This is a genomic window from Pseudodesulfovibrio sp. 5S69 (genome assembly GCF_037094465.1).
GTDB lineage: Bacteria > Desulfobacterota > Desulfovibrionia > Desulfovibrionales > Desulfovibrionaceae > Pseudodesulfovibrio > Pseudodesulfovibrio methanolicus.
Map to the genome: position 1 here is coordinate 3,693,400 of NZ_CP146609.1, position 20,348 is coordinate 3,713,747.

Consider the following 20,348-nt stretch of genomic DNA (forward strand, 5'->3'; position numbering starts at 1 on the left):
TGCCCTAGATCACGGCCATGGAACGCGCTTCCATGGGACCGAGCTCTCTGATTTCGTTGATGAAGTTGTTTACCGTCGCGGCAAACTCGTTACCCTCGCTCGCCCCCACCCAGGTCAGCTTGACCCGCTCCTTCTCGATGCCGAACTGGGGCAGGATCTCGTTCAGGAGCTTGACCCGCCGCCGGGCCTTGTAGTTGCCGTTGATGTAGTGGCAGTCGCCGGGGTGGCAGCCCGAGACGAGCACCCCGTCCGCTCCGGAGAGCAGGGACTTGACGATGTACTTGGGGTCCACCATGCCGGTGCACATCATGCGCACCATGCGCAGGTTGGGCTGCTGGATCATCCGCGATGTCCCGGCCAGGTCCGCGGCCGTGAAGGTGCACCAGTTGCAGACAAAGGCCAGAATGGTCGGTTCGAACTCGCTACTCATGACGCGCCTCCTTGACGGGCCGTTGCACGGGAATCTCCACCGGTTGCGCCCCGCCCTGTTCCGGCGGCAGCCAGCCGGGGACCATCCCGAGCAGCCCGTCTATTTCGTTGAATATCTGTGTCTCGTTGAAGTGCTTGATCCGGGCCGCGCCGCTCGGACAGTACCCGGCGCACGAGCCGCACCCCTTGCACATGGCCTCGTTGATCACGGCCACGTTGCGCCGCTCGTCGAACTCGATGGCCGAGTAGGCGCACAACCCCACGCAGACCCGGCAGCCCACGCAGATGTCCGGGTTGATCCAGGAGGTGGTCGGCGAGATGGAGACCGTGCCCTTGGCAGCCAAGGCCAGGGCCTGGGCCGCGCCGCCCGAGGCGTGGGAGACCGCGTCCGGGATGTCCTTGGGCCCTTGGCAGGCCCCGGCCAGGAAGACCCCGTCCGTGGCCGTGGAGACCGGCCCGAGCTTGGGGTGCTCTTCCAGCAGGAAGCCGTCCTGGCCCTGGGCCACGCCGAAGACGCGGGCCACTTCGGTCATGTCCGCCCTCGGCTCCATGGCCGTGCACAGGACGACCATGTCCACGGGCAGGCGCACGTTCATGCCGAGCAGGGTGTCCTCGCCCACCACCACGAGCTTGCCGTCCTCCTGCACGATCTCGGCGGGCCGCCCCCGGATGAAGGTCACGCCTTCCTCCTGGACCCGCCTGTAGAACTCCTCGTAGCCCTTCCCGAAGCAACGCATGTCGATGTAGAAATTGTAGACCTTGGTGTCGTGGCCGACCTTGTCCTTGATCAGGTGGTCGTACTTGAGCGCGTACATGCAGCAGGTCCGCGAGCAGTACTCGTGATAGTTGCGGTCGCGGCTGCCCACGCAGTGGATGATGGCCACGGACTCCGGCTTCTCGCCGTTCTTCATGACGATCTTGCCCTCGGTGGGGCCGACCGCGTTGTTCAGGCGCTCGAACTGGAGGGCCGTGTAGACCTCGTCGTACCGCCCGAAGCCGTATTCGCGCATGGGGGTGGGGTCCATGGTGTCGTAGCCCGTGGCCAGGACGATGGAGCCCACGTGGAAGACCTCGCGGGTCTCCTTCATGTCGTAGTCGATGGCCCCCGTGGGGCAAATCTTCTGGCAGACTCCGCACTTGTCCTTGGTGATCTTCTTGCAGATCGTGCCGTCGATGACCGGAGTGTTGGGAACGGCCTGGGGCGAGTTGCGGTAGATGGCCTTGCGGTGCCCGAGCCCCTCGTTGAACTCGCTGATCGCCTTGGTCGGGCACTTCTCCAGGCAGGCCCCGCAGCCGGTGCAGATGTCCTCATTGACATAGCGCGGCTTGTGCTTGACCGTGACCGTGTAGTTGCCCACGAACCCGGTGACCTCCTCCACCTCGGACCAGGTCATCAGGTTGATGTTCGGCTCCTGGCTGACCGCGACCATCTTGGGCGTGGAGATGCAGGCCGCGCAGTCGAGCGTCGGAAAGGTCTTGTCGAACTGGGCCATGTGCCCGCCGATGGACGGGCTCTTCTCCACCAGATGGACCTTGTGTCCGGACTTGGCGATGTCGAGCGAGGCCTGGATGCCCGCGATGCCCGCGCCCACGACCATGACGTCGGGCAGGACCTCGACCTCTCGCGAGTAGAGCTTCTGGTGGTCGGCCACCCGCTCCACCGCCGCCTCGACGATGTGCCGCGCCTTGGCCGTGGCCTCAAGCGGGTCCGCCGTGGTCCAGGAGCAGTGCTCGCGGATGCAGCAGTGCTGCATCAGGTACGGATTGAGCCCGGCCCGTGCGCAGGCCTGCTGAAAGGTCTTCTCGTGCAGCCGGGGCGAACAGGAGGCGACCACCACCCGATCCAACCCGTACTGCCGGATGTCCCGGATGATCATCTCCTGGCCGGGGTCCGAGCACATGAACTGGTAGTCCCTGGACACGACCACGTCCTTGAGGCCGCCCGCGAATTCGGCCACCCCCTCGCAGTCGACCTTGCCCGCGATGTTGGACCCGCAATGACAGACATAGACACCGATCTTTCTGGACATGTCCCATCCTCCATGAAAACCGTGTTCACCGTGTGGGTTTGCCGCTGGTCAGTTCCAGGGTCAGCTCGCCCACCAACTTCTTGAGCTCCTCGTTCTCCGCCGCCAGCTCCATGTCGCCGAGAGGCAGGGGCGGCTTCTCGAACACGAGGTGGCTGTTCTCCAGGAAATGCCCTCGCCACTTGTAGTACTGGCCCGGCCGCAGGTCGTGGGCCCGGCAGAGATCGTTGACGCACTCGCCCATCAATCCCGCCAGCACGATCCTGGCCTTGGTCTTGGAATCCCACTTTCTCCTCATCCGCCGACCCTCCTGCCGATATTCCAGGTCTCGCCACTGCCTGTGCTTTCCTCTGGAGAGCCGGTGAGTCCGGCATCCTCCTCCGCCATCCCTCGGCCCACATTTTTTTTGGGCCAACCGCCCGAATTGGGAGGCGAAATTCGCGTTCATCCGCATGCCCCACCGTCCGCGCGGCCCACTCACTTTGTCCCTAAGTCAAGATGCGTGCCGTTTTAAACATAGAGAGGAATATGGGGATGATAATGGAGAGACATGTCCACAGGAGCGACTTAACCACCACAAAAAACGGAGTTTTTCGTCTTGCCGCACGAGACGGTTCTTGCGCCGCAAGACGGACCGGCACGGCTAAGAGAGTCGAGAATCATTTTCATCGGGAGTTTCAAGCCCCTTGCGTTGCGACCCACTCTCCTGTTCTCCAAGAACTTTCAGGCGGAAACGCATCTTGCCGGGCAAGATACCGGAGCGGAAAAGGAGAGAATCGAAAGGGGTTTTTCCAAGTATTTCGAAGGCCAAAAGGCATTGCCCATGAATTGAAAATTGTGCTACGTCTGAACCATCAATCATGCTGCAAGGGGAGGGGGGCACCCCATGACAGACATTCTCATCGTCGACGGTGACGCGGCCTTTGCCCGCGGGCTGGCCGACTCGCTCCTGGAGCACGGCTTTGCGTCGAGCTCCAGCAACTCGCTGTCCAGGGCCCTGGGCATCCTGCACACCGGCTCGTTCAAGGTGGTCCTGCTCGGGGACGACCTGCCCGACGGGGACGTGCTGGACTACCTGGCGCACATCCGCGAGGTACCTTCCTTTCCCGAGGCGATCATCGTCACCCGCAGGCGGGACCCGGACATGGCGGAAAAGGCCATCCAGTCCGGGGCCTGGAACTACGTGACCAAGCCCCTGAACCTGCAACGGCTCCTGGTCTTGCTCGAACGGGTCATCACCTACCACACCAAGGTCCACTCCGGATTCTGCCCGGTGTCGCTGAGGCGCCAGGGGATCATCGGCAACAGCCGGGCCATGCTCTCCTGCCTGGACGCCGTGGCCCAGGCCGCGACCAGCGACATCAACGTGCTGCTCATCGGCGAGACCGGCACGGGCAAGGAGCTCTTCGCCCGGTCCATCCACAAGAACTCGGCCCGCCAGAGCAAGCCGTTCGTGGTCGTGGACTGCGCGGCCATGCCCGACACCCTGGCCGAGAGCCTGCTCTTCGGCCACGAGCGCGGCGCGTTCACCAGCGCGGACGCGCCCACCGTGGGGCTGGTCAAGCAGGCGGACGGCGGCACCCTCTTCCTGGACGAGGTCGGCGAGCTGCCCGTGCCCCTGCAAAAGGTCTTCCTCCGCGTGCTCGAAGGACGCAGCTTCCGGCCCGTGGGCGGTACCCGCGAGGTCAACAGCGACTTCCGGCTGCTGGCGGCCACCAACCGGGACCTGGAACGCATGGTCGAAAACGGCGAATTCCGGCGCGACCTGTACTTCCGGCTGCGCGGCATGCACATCCGCCTGCCCGCCCTGCGCGACATCGCCGAGGATATCAACGAGATGACCTGCAAGTTCATCCAGCGGCACTGCGAGAAGTTGAAGATGTCCACCAAGGGGTTCTCGCCGGACTTCCTGGACGCGCTCATGCACTACCAGTGGCCGGGCAACGTCCGCGAACTGATCCACACCCTGGAGCAGGCCCTGTCCCGCGCGGGCAACGACGCCGTGCTCTTTCCCCGCCACCTGCCCAAGGCGATCCGCGCCCAGATCGCCCGCCGGGCCATGGAACCGGAGCTCCAGGCCGCCAAGCCGGCCCACCACCACGAGATCGCTCCCCCGGAGGCCTTCCCGGACCTGCGCACCTACCGCGACCAGCAGATCGCCCAGAGCGAAGAACGTTACCTCAACAACCTGATGGAGATCACCGGCGGCGACATTCCGTCCTCCTGCCAAATCTCCGGTCTGTCCCGCGCCCGCCTCTACGCCCTGCTCAAACTCTACGGCATCACCCGCAAGTAAAAGCACCCGATTCTCCGCGCCAATTCCCCCGCGAAGCGGCACAAAAGGTCTAGGAAGGAAGAGAGGATGGGGGGCCGGGCAAAGGGTTTCCCTCTCCCCTTCCCCCGCCTCCTCACACCCAACGCACCACGGCCAGGGTCATGTCGTCGCGTTGGGGGGCGGTGGCGCGGAAGACGGCCAGAGACTGGTTGACGGTCCGGACCAGGGCGGCGGCGTTTTCGCCCGCGTGTTCGCGGATGAGGGCCTTGAAACGGCCCTTGCCGAACATCTCCCCGCCCGGCGAGACGGCCTCCCAGATGCCGTCCGTCCCGATAACCGCGATCTGGCCGGGTACGGCCTCGCGGCGCCCCACGGTGAAGGTCGCGTCCGGGGTGACGCCCAGAGGCAGCCCCTCGCCCTGCAACTCCTCGAAGCATTCCCGGTCGGGCGTGAAGAGCAGCGCCGGGTCGTGGCCCGCGCGGACCCATTCCACGCCTCCGTCCTCGAAGAGCTCCAGAAGGAAGAGTGTCATGAACCGGCCCGAGCCGTCGGTGTCCTCGAAGACCAGCCGGTTCACGGCCGGGACCGCCTCGCCGAGCGGCGCGCCGCCGGACAGGAGGCTGCGCAGATAGGCGCGGGCCGAGGCCATGGTCAGGGCGGCCTGGACCCCGTGGCCGCTGACGTCGCCCACGGCGACCACCAGACTGTCGCCCCGGTCGGTGGAGCGCGGGATGAAGTCGTAGTAGTCCCCGCCGGTCTCGTCCGAGTAGGTGCTGGCCCCGGCGATGTCCGCGCCGGGGAACTCCGGGTCACGGCCGGGCAGGAGGCTGAGCTGGACCTCCTGGGCCACCTCCAGGGAGTTCTGCATGCGCACCTTGTCCTGGAGTTCGGGGATCATGGCGTTGAAGGCCCGGCCGAGCCGGCCGACCTCGTCGCGTGAGCGGATCCGCGCGCGGACCGAAAAATCGCCCTGGGCAACGCTGTGCACCGCGCGGGCCAATTCCCGGATATTGCGGGTGAACAGCTTGGACAGGAAAAAGGCCATGAGCACCACGACAAGGGCCACGACGAGGATGACCGCGCCCATCTTGGCGTTGTGCAGGCGCACCTGGGCGGCCACGTAGCCGCGTGCGGCCCGGGCCTCCTTGACGATGTCCTCCTCGGGCACGATGAGCAGCAGGGAAACGCCGCTCTTGTCCATAGGCGCAAAGGCCCAGAGCTCGTCGCCGCCGGTCCCGGACATGTTGATCACACCGGATTTCCCGGCCAGCATGGACGCGGCCATGTCCTTCAGGGGCCCGGAGTCCTCCGGGGTCAGCCAGGCGTCGGCCTCGGGAACCCACATGTGGCCCATGCCGATTCGTTCGGTGCGCTCGGAACGCTCTCGGGCCACGATCCGAAGGCCCGGCTCGCGGGTGTCGGGGTCGGTCTCGGGCGCGACCAGCAGGGATTCGGTGCCCGCCGGGAACGGGCTGTTGCGGCTCTCCTCGTGCAGGACCGCGTCCACGGGCACCACCAGGGTCAGGCGGCCGGAGACCGCACCGCCGACGTCGCGTATGGGCGCACTCACGGCAAAGACCATGCGCCCGGTGGCGCGGTCCACCTCGGGCGAGGACCAGGTCAGGCCGGAGGGAAAACCGGTGTCCTGCGACGTGGAGCCCATGGCGCCCATCATGCCCTGCCCGCTGCCCATCATGCCCATTCCGCCGCCCATCATGTTCGTGCGGGCCACGGGGTAGCGCACCCGGTCGCCGTCCTTCATGGCCACGTCGATCCACAGGAGCAGGCGGGGGTGTTCGGCCTTGATCCGGCCCAGGGTCGGGGCCAGTCGGGCCAGGGGGGTGTCGGCATCGCCGGACCAGGTGGACACCCGGCCGAAGTCGACGGTGAGCGGCCGCCGCGCGCCGGACATGTCCAGGCTGTAATAATCGCTCTTCAGATCGGCCAGGCGGTCCTCGGGCGGGGCGTAGTTTCCGACCTGCGGAACGTGCCCGTGGCCGGAGAGGGCCCCCTCCACCTTGGACGCCAGAAGCCGGGCCGAGACTTCGAGGAGCTGGCGTTCGCGGTGCAGGATGGCCGCGTGGTCGGCCACCACCCGTTCCAGGGACCGGCTGGCCTTGCGCACCAGCAGGTTGCCGCTGCGGTCGGCCAGGTTCTCGCCCATGGCGGTCAGGTCGTGGCGCACGCCGCCCCAGACCAGGAGCAGGGGCACCAGGGAAACCAGAAGAAAGAAGATAAGCAATTTAGAGCGAATGCGCATTAATCCGTCCTGTCTTTCGTGCCTGCCGCCAGCCCGTGGAAACAACGGACGGGAAGGCGGGCCGGCTTCGTGCCAATCCAGTGTACAGGCTCTGGCGAAGCCGAACAGTATTTATTTCCGCTCCCGGGCCGGAAACGCCGGGCCAGGGGCGGCTGTTGTGCAATACGCGGCACGGAATCTCTGCACAACATGTGCAGCGTTGTGCAAATTTTCGTATTGCTGCACACGGAATATACCCCTTTTCCGGCCAAAAATCGAATCGTGCGTCTGCCAACCGTCCCGATTCGCAGCAAAAGCGGCTCGTGGCACGATCCTTGTTGCAAACACGAGTCCAAGGGAGACCACGGGAAGACACCCGCCACCGCATTCATGCCCGGCATCCTTGTCCGGCCCGTGCCCGTGGCCCCGGCTCCCGACCCCCCGGGCCGAGGGCCAGACTGACAATCAGCGTCGCCGAAACGGTCCGCAAAGGGACCGCCCGAGCGCGGCGAGCGGGACCGACCCGCGAAGGAGAACGATCATGAACAAAGTCAACCCCATCATCCTGGCCTTCACCATGACCTTGATGGCCGGCTCCCTGGCATACGCCATGGACGACGAAGGCATGCGGCCCGAATACATCGCCATGCGCCAGGACGTGCTCGCCATGGACAACAGCATGCGCCTGATGGAACAGGCCGTGAAGGATTTGCAGGACCAGGCCCGGTGCCAGGAGGCATTGAAGGTCCTGGACGGCAATATGGCGAACATGCGCAGGCGCATGCAAAAGGTGGGCACCTACGCGGAACTGTCCGGAGACATGACCATGACCGGCTCGCTGCGCAGGCTGGACAAGGCCATGACCGCCACCATGCAGGGCATGGGAGAGTGCCTCCGGAACCAGGACAAGGCCGTCCCCATGGTCCGGGAGGGCGTCGGCCGGATGCGGGTCGCGCTCGATGAGATCCGGGCCGGGATTTAGCCCCGCGCCGAGGGCGATAAAGAGGGCCCGGATGGTTTCCCTCCGGGCCCGGAAAGGCATGCGCGAACCGCTCGCGTCAGACGCGGTCGCTCAGGAGGATGTCCCCGCCCATGGTGATGAACAGTCCGCCGGTGAGCCTGTCGATCCTGCGCCCTAAATCCTTGAATGAGAAGCGGTGCCCCGGGGAGGCGATCAGGTACGAATAGCCTAGGTGCACGGTGGCCACGATAGCGCAGATGGTCACGAACATGACCGTGAACTGCTCGGGCACCGGATGCGCGGTATCGAGGAACTGCGGCAGGAAGGCGGACAGGAAGATCAGGGCCTTGGGATTGCTCGCCGAGACCAGGAAGGCCTCCAGGAAAAGGCTGCGACGTGGTTTGCCCACGGCGCTGTCGCCCCCCGGGTTCGGCCGCGGGCGGCCGCACCGGGCCTGAACGGCCGCATCGGCAAGGCGCACCCATACCGGATGCGCCCCGGCGAAGCAACGCACAGATTCCGACCCCGGCCGTCGGGAAACCGACCGGGACAGTTTGTTCTTTTGGCGGGTTGGCGGGACCGCCCAAACAGGCTATCCTTCCGAACGAGGCGACAATCCACCTCGGGAGGGTTAGTGACAATGCAAGAATTCTTCGCCCCGCACCTGCTGGACATCATCTGCCTGGTCATGTCCGCCGGGATTTTCTCCTTCTATCACCTGTACATGCGTTTCAAGCTCAAAAGCAACCCCACGTACTCGCTCTACGGGGCCACCACCCTGGCACGGACCGCCTGGGTCGTCGGCGTCATGGAGGAAAAGAACGACATCCTGGCCGTGCAGACCCTGCGCAACTCGACCATGGCCGCCACCTTCCTGGCCTCCACCTCCATCCTCCTGGCCGTGGGGCTCCTGACCCTGTCCGGCCAGGCCGACAAGCTCGGCCAGACCTGGCACGCCATGAACATCTTCGGCTCCAGGGCCGAGAGCACCATCACCCTCAAGCTCCTGGTCATCCTCGGCAACCTGTTCATCGCGTTCTTCAATTTTTCCTTTGCCATCAGGCTGTTCATGCACGTGGGCTTTTTGATCAACACCCCGCCCGAGGAGGGCAACTACGGGGCGTCCATCACCTTCGTGGCCATGGAGCTGAACAAGGCGGGCGGGTACTTCCACGTGGGCATGCGGGCCTACTACTTCCTGGTGCCGCTGATCTTCTGGCTGTTCAGCCCCCTGTTCATGCTCGCGGCCACCGTCACCCTGCTGGCGCTCATCTCCCGAATCGAGAAGACCCCGCAACTCAACAGCGAGTACCTCGGCACCCTGTTCAAGAACTCCTGCGAGTTGCCGCACAAGTAGGGGTCAGGAGACCACCCACACGGTCCGGTCCTTGGCGTGGTGGATGAGCTTGTTGGACACGCTGCCGAACAGGAACTCCTCGGCCTTGGACACCCCCCGGCGGCCGATGACCAGGGTGCCGTAGCCCCCCTCCTCGGCGATGGACAGGATCTCCAGGGCGATGTTCCGGCCGTGGCTGCAATCCTCGGCCCCCTCGGGCCGGGCCATGCAGCTGTCGATGTACTGGCTGCATATGGTCTCGCCGGACAACCCGCCCGCCTCCAGCATCCCGCGCGCCTCTTCGAGGAAATCGCGCATGGCCCGCGAATGCTCCCGGCACTGCCCGGACCAGGCCGATTCGTCCGGGAACATGTCCCGCTCCGGCAGCCGCTCGATGTGCACCAGTTGCACGGCGTACCCCTGGCCGCCGCCGAGGATGGCGGCCGCGTAGCGTACGGCGCGCAGCGAATTCTCCGAACCGTCCACGGCGATGAGCACTCTCTTGAAATCCATGGCGTCCTCCCCTCTGGGCTGCGGTTGACGGCGCGGGCCGCGCGGAATCACGCGGCCCCGGCTCACCCGAGGAGCCCGCGGCACGGCCGCAGCTCGTCGAGGAACTCCTCCACGGTGTCGTAGAAGACCTCGGTCCGTTGCGAAAAATGCATGAACACGTTGTTCAGTTCGGCCGGGATGTACGGGAAGAGCTTGCGCAGGTTGACCACCCGGTTGCGGATGACCAGGGAATGGTCCCCCCGGTCCAGGCCGTCCAGGGTCTCGTCGGGAAAGCCCCCCTCGCGAAGGTTGCCCATGTTCCAGACCTGCTTGCCCGCGCAATAGATGAGGATGTTGCCCAGGCCGAAGATGTCCAGGCCGTACGGGTTCTCGTGGAAGTCGAAGGTGTAGTCGAAGTCGATCCAGCGGTAGGTGCCGGTGCCGTACTCGATGAACAGGTGGTCGCGCCGGATGTCGCCGTGCTTCTCGCCGTGGGCGTGCAGGAAAGCGATGGCCCCGCACGCTTCCATGAAGTGGTCGAGGACGGACGGAAAATGCTCGCGGAAATAGGCCTCGTGGTCGGCCTTGACCGCATAGACGTACTTGCCGATCTCCCGGCCCTGGACGATGTCCAGGATGCGCACCGGGTTCTCGTGGTCGTCCGGGCGGGTCACCCCGTGCATGAACCGGGGGTCGTCGGCCACCAGGTCCAGGATGCGCGACTCCTTCTTCGGGCTGCGGTAGCACTGGACCTCGAACTCGCCGACCTTGAGGGGGAAGCGCTCGAAGAAGACCAGCTTGAGGATCTTGCGCTCGCCGGTCTCCAGTTCGCGGCAGCGCTTGACCCAGTATTTGGGGTCCTCCATGCCGAAACGCCGCTCGCTCTCGTCCTTGAGCACGAGATAGTGCAGCCCTCCCAGTTCGATGACGTCCCCATGGTTGATGTCCATGAACTGGGTGGTGTCCGTGAACACCCTGCCGCATCGCCGGACGGGAAACTCCGGCATGTACCGCTCCACCAGACCCCTGACTTCCTCGGACATGGCGAACCTCGCTTGACCGGTTCTCGGGGGAATTCCCTACTCGTAAAGAGTATGGGGCCGGAAGGGATATGGCAAGTATAGATTCCGGCGGGCGGCCGGGGACGCTGGGACCGAAGCGGAGCGCCCAGGGGCGGGAAATCAGCGCGCGGCCAGCCGCCTGCGCAGGGTGTGGGTGAAGTCGGTGATGATCCCGAAGCAGCCCGCATCGATGAGCGCCTGCGCCCGGTCCATGTCGTTGACCGTGTAGGGGGAGACGTGGATGCCCGCTGCGGTCAACCGGCGGACCAGCTCCTCGTCGAGGATGGCCTCGTCCGGGTGGTAGCCCACCGCGCCGAGCGCGGCGAGGTACTGCTCGATGTTCTCGGGATGGGTCCCCTCCACCAGGGCGGCCACCGGGATTTCCGGGGCCAGACGGCGCATCTCGGCGAGGTAGTCGTGGTTGAAGGAGGAGACCAGGATCAGGTCCTCGGCCTTGGCCTCGCGGATCTTGCGCAGGACCTGGGAGACGATGGACAGGTCGCCGGGGGCGTACTCCAAGTCCTTGATCTCCAGGTTCATGGGGAAATCGTTGCGCCGGGTGAAGGCCAGGGTCTCCTCCAGGGTGGGGATACGCTGGCCGCGCATGCGCCCGAGATCGGACTTGCGCACCTCGCCGCGGGCGATGGTCCCGTAGGGATCGGACACGGCGAACCACGACCCGGCGTCCAGGGAGCGCAGCTCCTCCAGGGTGAACATGCGGACGGGCCAGGGCGCGCGCTCGCAGAACTCGGGACGGGACGAGACGTCCGTGGTCCGGCCCAGGTCGTCGTCGTGGATGACCACCAACTCGCCGTCGGCGGTCCGCTGGACGTCCATCTCCCAGAAGTCGGCGCCCTGCACCAGGCCGAGCTCGGCGGCCAGCATGGTGTTCTCGGGAGCCAGGGCACGCGCGCCGCGATGGGCGCAGACATAGCCCGCGCCTTGCAGATGATCGAAGAACATCAGTCCGTCTTCCTGGTAAAATAGAAATTGATCAGGGCGAGCAGGGAGGTGCCCACGATGAGCATCAGCGAGACCGCGTTGATGACCGGGGTGGAGCCGTCGCGCACCTGGAGATAGAGGTTGATGGGCAGGGTCGGTTCCGAGCCCACCAGGAACAGGGTCGTGTTGAAGTTCTCGAAGCTCATCAGGAAGGCCACGGCCCCGGCCCCGACGATGGCGGGCCGCAGGAACTTGAGCGTGACGTGCCGGATGACCCCGAAGTGCGTGGCCCCGAGGTTCAGGGCGGCCTCCTCCAGGGAGGGGTCGAACTTGCGCAGCCGGGCCGAGACCACCAGGGTGACGAAGGTGGTGATGAACGAGAACTGGCCGAGCACCACCAGCCAGAAGCTCGGCCGGAAGATGGGGATGTCCACGCCGAAGGTGTCGTCGAAGAAGGTGCCCGCCGTGTTGGCCGCGAGCAGCTGGGAGATGCCCAGGATGACGCCGGGGATGACCAGCGGGGCAAGCATGAGCATGTACAGCAGCCCCTTGAAGCGGAAGGTCTCCTTCTCGAACAGGAAGCTCGCGCAGGTGCCGACCACCACGCTCAGGATGGACACGAAGAAGGCGGTCTCGAAGCTGGTCAGGATGGAACGCAGGTTCTGCGCGTCGTGGAACAGGCCGACCCGGTCCGGCCCGTCGGCCAGGAACCAATCCAGGCTGAATCCTTGCCACGGCAGGGACGGGAAGTCCGAGTTGTTGAAGGCCAGCACGCAGGTGACCACCAGCGGCGCGAACAGGAACACGAAATAGAGGATGATGAACGCGTTGAAGGACCAGTCGTAGGTCTTGGAGCGCGGCAGGGAACGGATCATGAGGCCACCTCCCCGAGTTTCTGGCCCGACAGTTTGAGCCCCGCCCAGATGATCAGGGAGCTCAGGACCAGGAGCAGGAAGCCGAAGGCCGAGCCCTGGTTCCAGTTGAAGCTGGCGATGAACTGGTTGTAGATCTGCTCGGTGAACCACAGGGAGTTCTTGCCGCCCATGAGGTTCGGGGTCAGGTAGTTGCCCAGCGTGAGCATGAAGACCACGATGGCTCCGGAGGTGATGCCCGGCTTGCAGTGCGGGATGATGATCGTCCGCCAGATGGCCAGTTTCCCGGCCCCCAGGTCGTGGGCCGCCTCGATCAGGCTGTCGTCCAGGCTGTCCATGACCGAGACCAGGGGCACGACCATGAAGAGCATGGAGGTGTAGACCAGTCCCATGATCATGGTCGCGTCGTTGTAGAGCATCTCCACCGGCCTGTGCAGGATGCCGAGCTTGACCAGGAAGAAGTTGAGCACCCCGGACTCGCGCAGGAGGATCATCCAGCCGTAGATGCGCACCAGCTCGCTGACCCAGAACGGCAGCAGGATGAGGATCATCAACGCCCCTTGCATCCGGTGCCGGGCGAGCTTGGAGATGTAGAAGGCCACGGGCATGGCCAGGACAAAGGTGATGGCCGTGGTGATGACCGCGTAGAGCGCGGTGCGCACGAAGGTCAACCAGTAGATGGGCTCAGTAAAGAAATTCAGGTAGTTCCGTGTGGTCCAAACCATGTCGCCGTAGTCGTTCTCCCCCCGGAAGCTCATGGTCAGCAGGTCGAGGTGGGGCAGGACGATGAGCAACAGGAGCCACATCAGCACAGGGGCCAGGAAGATCCAGAAGGCGAGTCGCGAACGGGGCACGGCGCTAGTCCTCCGCCCGGAAGCAGATGCCGGACTCCGGGTGCCAGCCCACGCGGATGTGGTCGCCGGGCCGGATGTGGTCGAACTTGCGGTTCTGGGGCAGGGTGACGATCAGCTCGCGGTCCTCTTTGGTGACCGTGAGCAGGCGGCTGTTGGCCCCGTCGAAGAGGATGGACTTGACGGTCACGTCGAAGGTGTTCAGCCCCTCGCTTTCCCTGGGCTCGATGCGCATGGCCTCGGGCCGCAGGAAGAGATCCACCCGCTTGCCGCCCGCGCAGGAGCTGTGCGCCCGGGTGCGGAAGGAATAGCCCTCGTCGGTCGACAGGAGCACCTCGCCGCCCTCCAGGGTCTGGGTGATGGACCCGCGCCAGCGGTTGTTGTCGCCGACGAACTCGGCCACGAACGGGGTCTCGGGCTGGCCGTAGAGCTCCTGGGGCGTGCCCACCTGCTCGAACCGGCCCCTGTTCATGACGGCCACGTGGTCGGACATGACCAGGGCCTCGGACTGGTCGTGGGTGATGTAGATGAAGGTCGTGCCCACCTTGGCCTGAAGCTTCTTGAGCTCGACCTTCATCTGCTCGCGCAGCTTCAGGTCGAGCGCGCCGAGCGGCTCGTCCAGGAGGAGCACCGAGGGTTCCAGGACCAGGCAGCGGGCGATGGCCACGCGCTGCTTCTGCCCGCCGGACAGCTGGTCGATCCGTTTCGCCCCGAAGCCGGGCAGTCCCACCCGCTCCAGGATGGCCTCGACTTTCTTACTGATCTCGGCCCCTGCCGTGCCGCGGCGCTTCAGGCCGAAGGCCACGTTCTCGGTCACGTCCATCATGGGAAACAGGGCCAGATGCTGGAACACGAGGTTCACGGGCCGCTGGTTGGGCGGCACGCCGAGCATGTCGCGGCCGCGTATCTCGATGGCCCCGGAGGTCGGGGTCTCGAACCCGGCGACCATGCGCAAGAGCGTGGTCTTGCCGCACCCGGACGGGCCGAGGATGGAAAAAAAGGACCCGTCTGGGACGTCGAAGGTCACATCGTCAACCGCGGTGAAATCGCCGAAACGCTTTACCAGGGCTCGTACGGAAAGATCGTTGGTCATAGGTTCTCAACTGCTGGAGTACGGAATAAGGCGGGGAGCCTCGCCGGCTCCCCGCCCCGTGCAATTGTCGTAAGCCGGGTCAGATTAGTTGGCGGCCTTGATCTTGTCCAGGACTTTGCCCTCCAGGCTCTCAAGCTTGGCCGGAACCGGCGGATACCACTTGATGTTGTCGATGGTCGCCTGCGGGAAGGAACGGGCGAAGTTGTCCGCCACGGCCTTGTCCGTGTACTTGAGGGCGTCCTTCGACGCGGTGGCGTACTTCTCCTGCGAGGAGAAGAAGCCGCAGTTCTCGGGCTTCATCATGAAGTTGATCCACTTGTAGGCGGCGGACACGTTCTCGGCCTTGGCAGGGATGGCGAAGGTGTCGATCCAGCCCAGCGCGCCTTCCTTGGGGGCCTTGAAGTCGATGGCCGGATTTTCGGCGTGCAGCTTCCATCCGCCCGCATCCCAGGCCATGGCCACGTAGACCTCGCCCGAGCGCATGGATTCGAGCAGCGCGTCGCCGTTGGCCCAGTAGTTCTGGACGATGGGCTTGGCCTTGATCAGGGTGTCGGCGATCTTGTCGAGCATGGCCTGGTAGCCCTTGACGTCGCTGTACAGGGCGAACGGGTCATAGCCCAGGGCGAAGCCCATGGCGATCAGGGTCGGGCGCTTCAGGCGGTAGCTCACGCGGCCCTTGTACTTGGGGTCGAGCAGGGCCTTGAAGGAGTCGGCTTCCGGGGCCATCTCGCTGTTGACGATCAGGCCGGAGGTGCCCCAGCAAAACGGCACGGCGTAGGACTTGCCGTCCACCAGGGTGTTCTTCTTGACCGCTTCGAGCATGGACGGGATGAACAGGGGGGCGTCGATCTTGGAGTAGTCCAGGGCCTGGTAGATGTGGAACTTGGACTGGACCGAGGAAATGCGGTCCTGGGAGGGCTGGGCCAGGTCGAACCCGGCGCCGCGGGTGGCGCGCAGCTTGGCGATCATCTCCTCGTTGTTGGAGAAGGTCACCTCGACCTTGATGCCGGTCTCCTTCTCGAACTGCTCGATGAGCTTCTGGGGGGCGTATCCCTTCCAGGTCAAGAGTTTCAGGGTCTCGGCCTGCGCCGTACCGGCGAAGGCGAACATTGCCAGCATGAAGATCACGAAAATCCGTTTCATCATCGTCTCCGTTTGCACGTAGTGGGTTAAATTCAAACGCTTGTTACATTTATCCGGTCCGTTGCGCAATAACGCATTGTGACGAATACATTACGTTCTCGGGTAGGTTGCGCCATGGCCCCTACTCCGCCAACTCCCCGGCCCCGGCCCCGGGCGCCAGGGCCAGGGCGTCGTCCACCTTAAGCTCCACTCCGGACACCGAGCGCCTGAACGCCTCGCGCATCAGCGCGCACAGGGTCCGGACCGCCTCCGCGTATCCGAGCCCCGCGGACCGGATATTGGAGATGCAATTCCTGGCTTCGTCCGTCGTATCAGATTTCGGGGCGTATGTCATATAAATGCCCATGCTGTCCGGGGAGCTCAAACCGGGCCGCTCGCCGATGACGACCACGGCCATGCGCGCCTTGAGGGCCAGGGCCACGCGGTCGCCCAGAGCGACCCTTCCCTGCTCGGCGAAACACGGCGGAGCCGCGCTCAGGCCGAGGCTTGCGAACGCGGGCGCAAACTCGTGCCAGAAGGGCTGGAAATTCCTCTCCACGGCCGTGGACGACAGCCCGGCCGAGACCGTGAAGGCCACGTCGAACCCGTTGCCCGCCCGGGCTGCGAGCATCGCCTCGCTCTCCGGGGTGAGCAGCCGCCCGAGGTCGGGCCGCCGCAGGAAGCCCGCCCTGTCCGGGGCCCGGCTCGTCACTTCCAGAAATTCGATGCTTCCGAAGGCGGTCTCGCGGTCCAGGACCTGGTGCACCGCGTCTCGCGCCCTGGCGTGGTCCAGTTGGAAGGCGAGCACGTCGCGGGTGCGCTGGCTGACCCCGGCCCGGCCGAGCGCGATGCGGGCGTCGGTCCAGGAGCGCAGCCCGGCCCAGAAGTCCTCGCGCACCAGGTCGTCGGGCTTCGCGCCGTCTGCGGGACGGACGGATTCAGGAGGACAGGCCACGGAACCGCTCCTTGTCGGGGATGTGCAGGGAATGCCTGGGGGCCTTGAGCTCGCCGTCCTTGAACACGCCGGTGCGTTCCAGCCAGGCCGCGAACTCCGGGGCCGGGGAAAGGCCGAGCTGGCGGCGGAGGTACAGGGCGTCGTGGAAGGAGGTGGACTGGTAGTTGAGCATGACGTCGTCCGCGCCGGGCACGCCCATGATGTAGTTGCACCCGGCCACACCGAGCAGAGTCAGCAAGGTGTCCATGGAATCCTGGTCCGCCTCGGCATGGTTGGTGTAGCAGACGTCCAGGCCCATGGGCACGCCGAGCAGCTTGCCGCAGAAGTGATCCTCCAGCCCGGCCCGGACGATCTGCTTCTCGTCGTAGAGATACTCCGGCCCGATGAAGCCGACCACGGAGTTGAGCAGGAACGGCTCATAGTGCCGGGCCACGCAGTAGGCCCGCGCCTCCAGGGTCTGCTGGTCCACTCCGCAATGCGCCCCGGCGGACAGGGCCGAGCCCTGGCCGGTCTCGAAATACATGACGTTGTCGCCCACCGTGCCGCGCCTCAGCGACCGCCCGGCCTCCAGTCCTTCGCGCAGGATGTCCAGGGTCACGCCGAAGCTCCTGTTCACGCCCTCGGTGCCGCCGATGGACTGGAAGACCAGATCGACCGGTGCGCCCCGCTCCACCGCCTCGATGGTGTTGGTTACGTGGGTCAGCACGCAGGACTGGGTGGGGATGTCGTATTCCCGGCGCAGGCGGTCGAGCAGCTCCATGAGCCGGACGGCCGAGGCCGTGCTGTCCGAGGCCGGGTTGATGCCGATGCAGGCGTCGCCGCTGCCGTACATGAGCCCGTCGAAGACCGAGGCCACGATGCCCGCCGGGTCGTCGGTCGGGTGGTTGGGCTGCAACCGCGTGGCCAGGGTGCCGGGCAGCCCGACCGTGGTCCGGAACCTCGTGACCACGCGGATCTTGGAGGCCACGTGGATGAGGTCCTGGACACGCATGAGCTTGGACACGGCCGCGGCCATCTCGGGCATGAGGCCCGAAGCCAGGGCCGCGAGCGCCTCCCGGTCCGCTTCGGCCGAGAGCAGCCAATCACGGAACCCGCCCACGGTCAGCCCGGCCACGGGTTTGAGGGCCTCGCGGTCCAGGGTGTCCACGATCAGCCGGGTCACGGCGTCGTCCTCGTAGGGGATGACCAGATCGTCCAGAAAGGCGGTCAGCGGGACCTCGGCCAGGCAGAGCTGGGCCACGGCCCGCTCATGGGCCGACCGCGCCCCGATCCCGGCCAGTTCGTCCCCGGATTTGGGTGCGGAGGCTGCGGCCAGCAAGGTGCGCAGATCCGCATACTCATGGGTCACGCTGTCGATGGTGATGGCATACATGGCGGCACCGGGTCAGGGTTGTCGGAAAGGGGCTTTAGTCGCGAAGGGCTTTGACACCATTTGCGAAAACCATTCCACCTTTGAGGAATGATCTTAGGCCCGGCCCTATCCAGGCCACTATACCCCGTCCGACCCGCCCGAGACAAGGGAATTGCCGCCTTCCCGGACCGGACCGGCCGCGCGGCCGGACGCAGGGCGCGCCCGCCGTGCCGCGACAACATTGTCGAACAGGACGCGCCGATTGTCCCATATTGTGCAAATCCGGCAGGTTGCGCGGCGCGGGAGCGGATTGCAAATCCGGCCCGCAGGGCTTAGATTGCATGCTCCCGCGCCACGGCGCGACCCCAGAACAACAAGACCACTGCCCCAGGCGAAACAACCAGCGACCCGGTCACCGCTTTCGGTACATGAACAGTGCAACAACTCACGCAACTGCCGCTCATCCTCGGGGCGGCCCTTCTGGGCGGCCTGCTCGTCGGCCGCCTGAACATCCCCGGCGGCGTCATCATCGGCTCCATGCTCGCGGTCATCGCCCTGAAGACCCTCTCGTCCCTCAACCTGGAGCTGCCGGGCAACTGGCCCTTTCTCATCGAGGTCGCCGTGGGGGCCACCGTGGGCATGAGCTTCACCCCGGCCATCCTGCCGGAGCTGAAGCACTACCTCGTGCCCATCCTGACCTCGGCCCTGCTGCTCATCCTCCTGGGCGGATTCCTGGCCGTCGTCTTCTCCAAATTCTGGGGCATCGACCTGGTGACCGCGTTCATCAGCACCAGTCCGGGAGCCATGACCGCCATGACCGGCATGGCGGGCGGCCTCAACGTGGACATCTTCCTGGTGCTGACCTTCCACGTCATCCGCGTGGTCCTGGTCATCCTCCTCGCCCCGGCCCTCATGCGGCTGTGCCGCGCCCTGCTGTAGCGGGCCCGGCTAGACGCCGGATTCCACGGGCCGTTCCATGAGGTCCAGGACGCAAGCGGCGAACAGGGCCGCGCCCGGCGCCAGGCAGCGCTCGTCGAAGTCGAAGCGGGCGTTGTGGTGCCCGGCGGCCAGGTTGCTGCCGAGCATGAGGTAGGCGCCGAGCCCGCCCCGCCCCTGGACCTCGGCCAGCATCAGGGCGAAATCCTCGCTGCCGCGCAGGTCCATGCGGTCGATGATCCCGGCGGGAGCGAAAAAGTCCATGGTCTCGGCCACCCGCCGGACCCGCGCCGCCAGTCCGGGATCGCTCTCCCCGCTCACGCTGTGCCCCACCTCGGTCAGGACCGCGTCCACGCCGTACATTCGCGCGGCCCCGGCGACCACCTCCCCGGCCCGCTCGAACATGCAGTCGTTGATCGCGGAGGTCTCGCCGCGCGTCTCGGCCTTGATAAGCGCGTTCGGCGGGATAACGTTGCGCCCCCGCCCCGCGTCGAGCACGCCGACCGTGACCCTGGAGGCGCCCTGCCCGTGGCGGGGGATGGCGTGCAGGTTCAGGGCCGCGTTGGCCGCGGCCAGCAGGGCGTTGCGCCCCTGTTCCGGGGCCGCTCCGGCGTGGGCCGCCAGCCCGGTGAAGGCGACGTCGAACTTGGTGGTGGCCAGGAACCCGCCCGTGCCGCAAACCAGTTGCCCGGTCTTCGGCGCGCGGAACCCGATGTGGCCGCCCAGAAGATAGTCCACCCCTGCGAGCACGCCGGCGTCGACCATGGGCCCGGCCCCGCGCACGCCCTCCTCGCCGGGCTGAAAGATCAGCCGGACCGTGCCCCGCAGCCGGGCCCCGAGCCGGGCCAGGAGCTCGGCCACGCCCAAGCCGACGGCGACGTGCCCGTCGTGGCCGCAGGCATGCATCACACCGGGATTGATCGACGCGAACCCCTCGCGCATGGGCCGATGCTCTCGGTCGCGGGCTTCGTCCAGGTCGTTGGCGTCCATGTCGAAGCGCAGGGCCACCACCGGGCCGTCGCCGCGACGAAGCTCCCCGACCACCCCGGTCAGGCCGCCGCGCATGCGCTCTATCAGGTCCGGGGCGCCGCCCTGGGCCACGGCGCGCGCCATGTGGGCCGCGAGGTCCTCTTCCGGAGGCACGCCGAGCATGGACTCGCGGCGGACCGCGTCCTCTCCGAGGCGGACCTCGTATCCGGCGGCCGTAAGCCCGGCCGCCACGATCGAGGCGGTCCGGAACTCGGTCCAGGCGGCCTCGGGGTGGCGGTGCAGGTCGCGCCGCCGTTTGATGAGCCCCTCTTCCAATGCCGCCGCCAGCCGTTCGATATCCTCTGTCATGTCGCCCCTCCGTTCGTTCGTCCCCCTGTTCTGGCCCATCAGGCGGCCAAATGCAAAGGGGAACCCGC

At 66.0% G+C, this 20,348-nt stretch carries 19 protein-coding genes; 4 read left to right on the plus strand and 15 right to left on the minus strand.

Features of this window, described 5'->3' with window-relative positions; all coding sequences use genetic code 11:
* Window positions 1-4: 4 nt before the first annotated feature.
* From V8V93_RS17310 to V8V93_RS17320, 3 genes are read right to left on the minus strand one after another with little or no spacing between them, the layout of a single operon-like run.
* Window positions 5-430, minus strand: a complete 426-nt coding sequence (locus V8V93_RS17310; RefSeq protein WP_338667882.1) for a hydrogenase iron-sulfur subunit — start codon at window positions 428-430, stop codon at window positions 5-7.
* Window positions 423-2,459, minus strand: a complete 2,037-nt coding sequence (locus V8V93_RS17315) for a CoB--CoM heterodisulfide reductase iron-sulfur subunit A family protein (RefSeq protein WP_338667883.1) — start codon at window positions 2,457-2,459, stop codon at window positions 423-425. Before V8V93_RS17315 ends, V8V93_RS17310 begins: the two co-directional genes overlap by 8 nt.
* A 25-nt stretch (window positions 2,460-2,484) precedes the next feature.
* Window positions 2,485-2,754, minus strand: coding sequence for a transposase (locus V8V93_RS17320; RefSeq protein WP_338667884.1), 270 nt, complete (start codon window positions 2,752-2,754; stop codon window positions 2,485-2,487).
* A gap of 588 nt (window positions 2,755-3,342) precedes the next feature.
* Here V8V93_RS17320 and V8V93_RS17325 point away from each other — a divergent pair.
* Entirely contained in the window at window positions 3,343-4,752 is a 1,410-nt protein-coding gene (locus tag V8V93_RS17325; RefSeq protein ID WP_338667886.1) for a sigma-54-dependent transcriptional regulator, read from the plus strand.
* 112 nt (window positions 4,753-4,864) lie between these two features.
* Here V8V93_RS17325 and V8V93_RS17330 read toward each other — a convergent pair whose 3' ends face one another.
* Complete coding sequence (locus V8V93_RS17330; protein WP_338667887.1) at window positions 4,865-6,991, minus strand: SpoIIE family protein phosphatase; 2,127 nt, start codon at window positions 6,989-6,991, stop codon at window positions 4,865-4,867.
* A gap of 520 nt (window positions 6,992-7,511) precedes the next feature.
* On the opposite strand from V8V93_RS17330, the gene V8V93_RS17335 reads away from it, so the two are divergent.
* On the plus strand, window positions 7,512-7,952 hold the full coding sequence (locus V8V93_RS17335) for a hypothetical protein (RefSeq protein ID WP_338667888.1): 441 nt from the start codon (window positions 7,512-7,514) through the stop codon (window positions 7,950-7,952).
* 76 nt (window positions 7,953-8,028) lie between these two features.
* Here V8V93_RS17335 and V8V93_RS17340 read toward each other — a convergent pair whose 3' ends face one another.
* A complete protein-coding gene (locus tag V8V93_RS17340; protein WP_338667889.1) occupies window positions 8,029-8,340 on the minus strand; it encodes a LysE family translocator in 312 nt (103 codons plus the stop codon).
* Window positions 8,341-8,571: 231 nt separating this feature from the next.
* Here V8V93_RS17340 and V8V93_RS17345 point away from each other — a divergent pair, with 231 nt between their 5' ends.
* Window positions 8,572-9,288, plus strand: a complete 717-nt coding sequence (locus tag V8V93_RS17345) for a DUF599 domain-containing protein (RefSeq protein WP_338670202.1) — start codon at window positions 8,572-8,574, stop codon at window positions 9,286-9,288.
* Between the two features lie 3 nt (window positions 9,289-9,291).
* Here V8V93_RS17345 and V8V93_RS17350 read toward each other — a convergent pair whose 3' ends face one another.
* The 9 genes from V8V93_RS17350 to V8V93_RS17390 all read right to left on the minus strand — a co-directional run bounded on the left by V8V93_RS17350 (window position 9,292) and on the right by V8V93_RS17390 (window position 18,027).
* Complete coding sequence (locus tag V8V93_RS17350) at window positions 9,292-9,780, minus strand: universal stress protein (RefSeq protein WP_338667890.1); 489 nt, start codon at window positions 9,778-9,780, stop codon at window positions 9,292-9,294.
* Window positions 9,781-9,842: 62 nt separating this feature from the next.
* Complete coding sequence (locus V8V93_RS17355; protein ID WP_338667891.1) at window positions 9,843-10,802, minus strand: serine/threonine protein kinase; 960 nt, start codon at window positions 10,800-10,802, stop codon at window positions 9,843-9,845.
* Between the two features lie 138 nt (window positions 10,803-10,940).
* Window positions 10,941-11,783, minus strand: coding sequence for a glycerophosphodiester phosphodiesterase (locus tag V8V93_RS17360; protein WP_338667892.1), 843 nt, complete (start codon window positions 11,781-11,783; stop codon window positions 10,941-10,943).
* Window positions 11,783-12,637 carry an ABC transporter permease gene (locus tag V8V93_RS17365; RefSeq protein WP_338667893.1) on the minus strand — a complete coding sequence of 285 codons (855 nt, stop codon included), beginning with the start codon at window positions 12,635-12,637 and terminating at the stop codon, window positions 11,783-11,785. Before V8V93_RS17365 ends, V8V93_RS17360 begins: the two co-directional genes overlap by 1 nt.
* Window positions 12,634-13,488, minus strand: coding sequence for an ABC transporter permease (locus V8V93_RS17370; protein ID WP_338667894.1), 855 nt, complete (start codon window positions 13,486-13,488; stop codon window positions 12,634-12,636). Before V8V93_RS17370 ends, V8V93_RS17365 begins: the two co-directional genes overlap by 4 nt.
* A 4-nt stretch (window positions 13,489-13,492) precedes the next feature.
* Window positions 13,493-14,578: an ABC transporter ATP-binding protein gene (locus V8V93_RS17375; protein WP_338667896.1), complete on the minus strand. Its 1,086-nt coding sequence runs from the start codon at window positions 14,576-14,578 to the stop codon at window positions 13,493-13,495.
* A gap of 84 nt (window positions 14,579-14,662) precedes the next feature.
* The gene (locus tag V8V93_RS17380) at window positions 14,663-15,721 is read right to left on the minus strand and encodes an extracellular solute-binding protein (protein WP_338667897.1); all 1,059 of its coding nucleotides are present in this window, start codon (window positions 15,719-15,721) and stop codon (window positions 14,663-14,665) included.
* Between the two features lie 121 nt (window positions 15,722-15,842).
* Complete coding sequence (gene eutC, locus V8V93_RS17385) at window positions 15,843-16,655, minus strand: ethanolamine ammonia-lyase subunit EutC (protein WP_338667898.1); 813 nt, start codon at window positions 16,653-16,655, stop codon at window positions 15,843-15,845.
* Window positions 16,639-18,027 (minus strand): ethanolamine ammonia-lyase subunit EutB, encoded by a 1,389-nt coding sequence (locus tag V8V93_RS17390; protein WP_338667900.1) that lies wholly within the window; start codon window positions 18,025-18,027, stop codon window positions 16,639-16,641. The genes eutC and V8V93_RS17390 overlap by 17 nt, the downstream gene beginning before the upstream one ends.
* 414 nt (window positions 18,028-18,441) lie before the next feature.
* Here V8V93_RS17390 and V8V93_RS17395 point away from each other — a divergent pair, with 414 nt between their 5' ends.
* Window positions 18,442-18,945 (plus strand): AbrB family transcriptional regulator, encoded by a 504-nt coding sequence (locus V8V93_RS17395; protein WP_338667901.1) that lies wholly within the window; start codon window positions 18,442-18,444, stop codon window positions 18,943-18,945.
* A 9-nt stretch (window positions 18,946-18,954) separates the two neighbouring features.
* On the opposite strand, the gene V8V93_RS17400 is transcribed toward V8V93_RS17395, so the two are convergent.
* Window positions 18,955-20,280 (minus strand): amidohydrolase, encoded by a 1,326-nt coding sequence (locus tag V8V93_RS17400; RefSeq protein ID WP_338667902.1) that lies wholly within the window; start codon window positions 20,278-20,280, stop codon window positions 18,955-18,957.
* Window positions 20,281-20,348 lie beyond the last annotated feature (68 nt).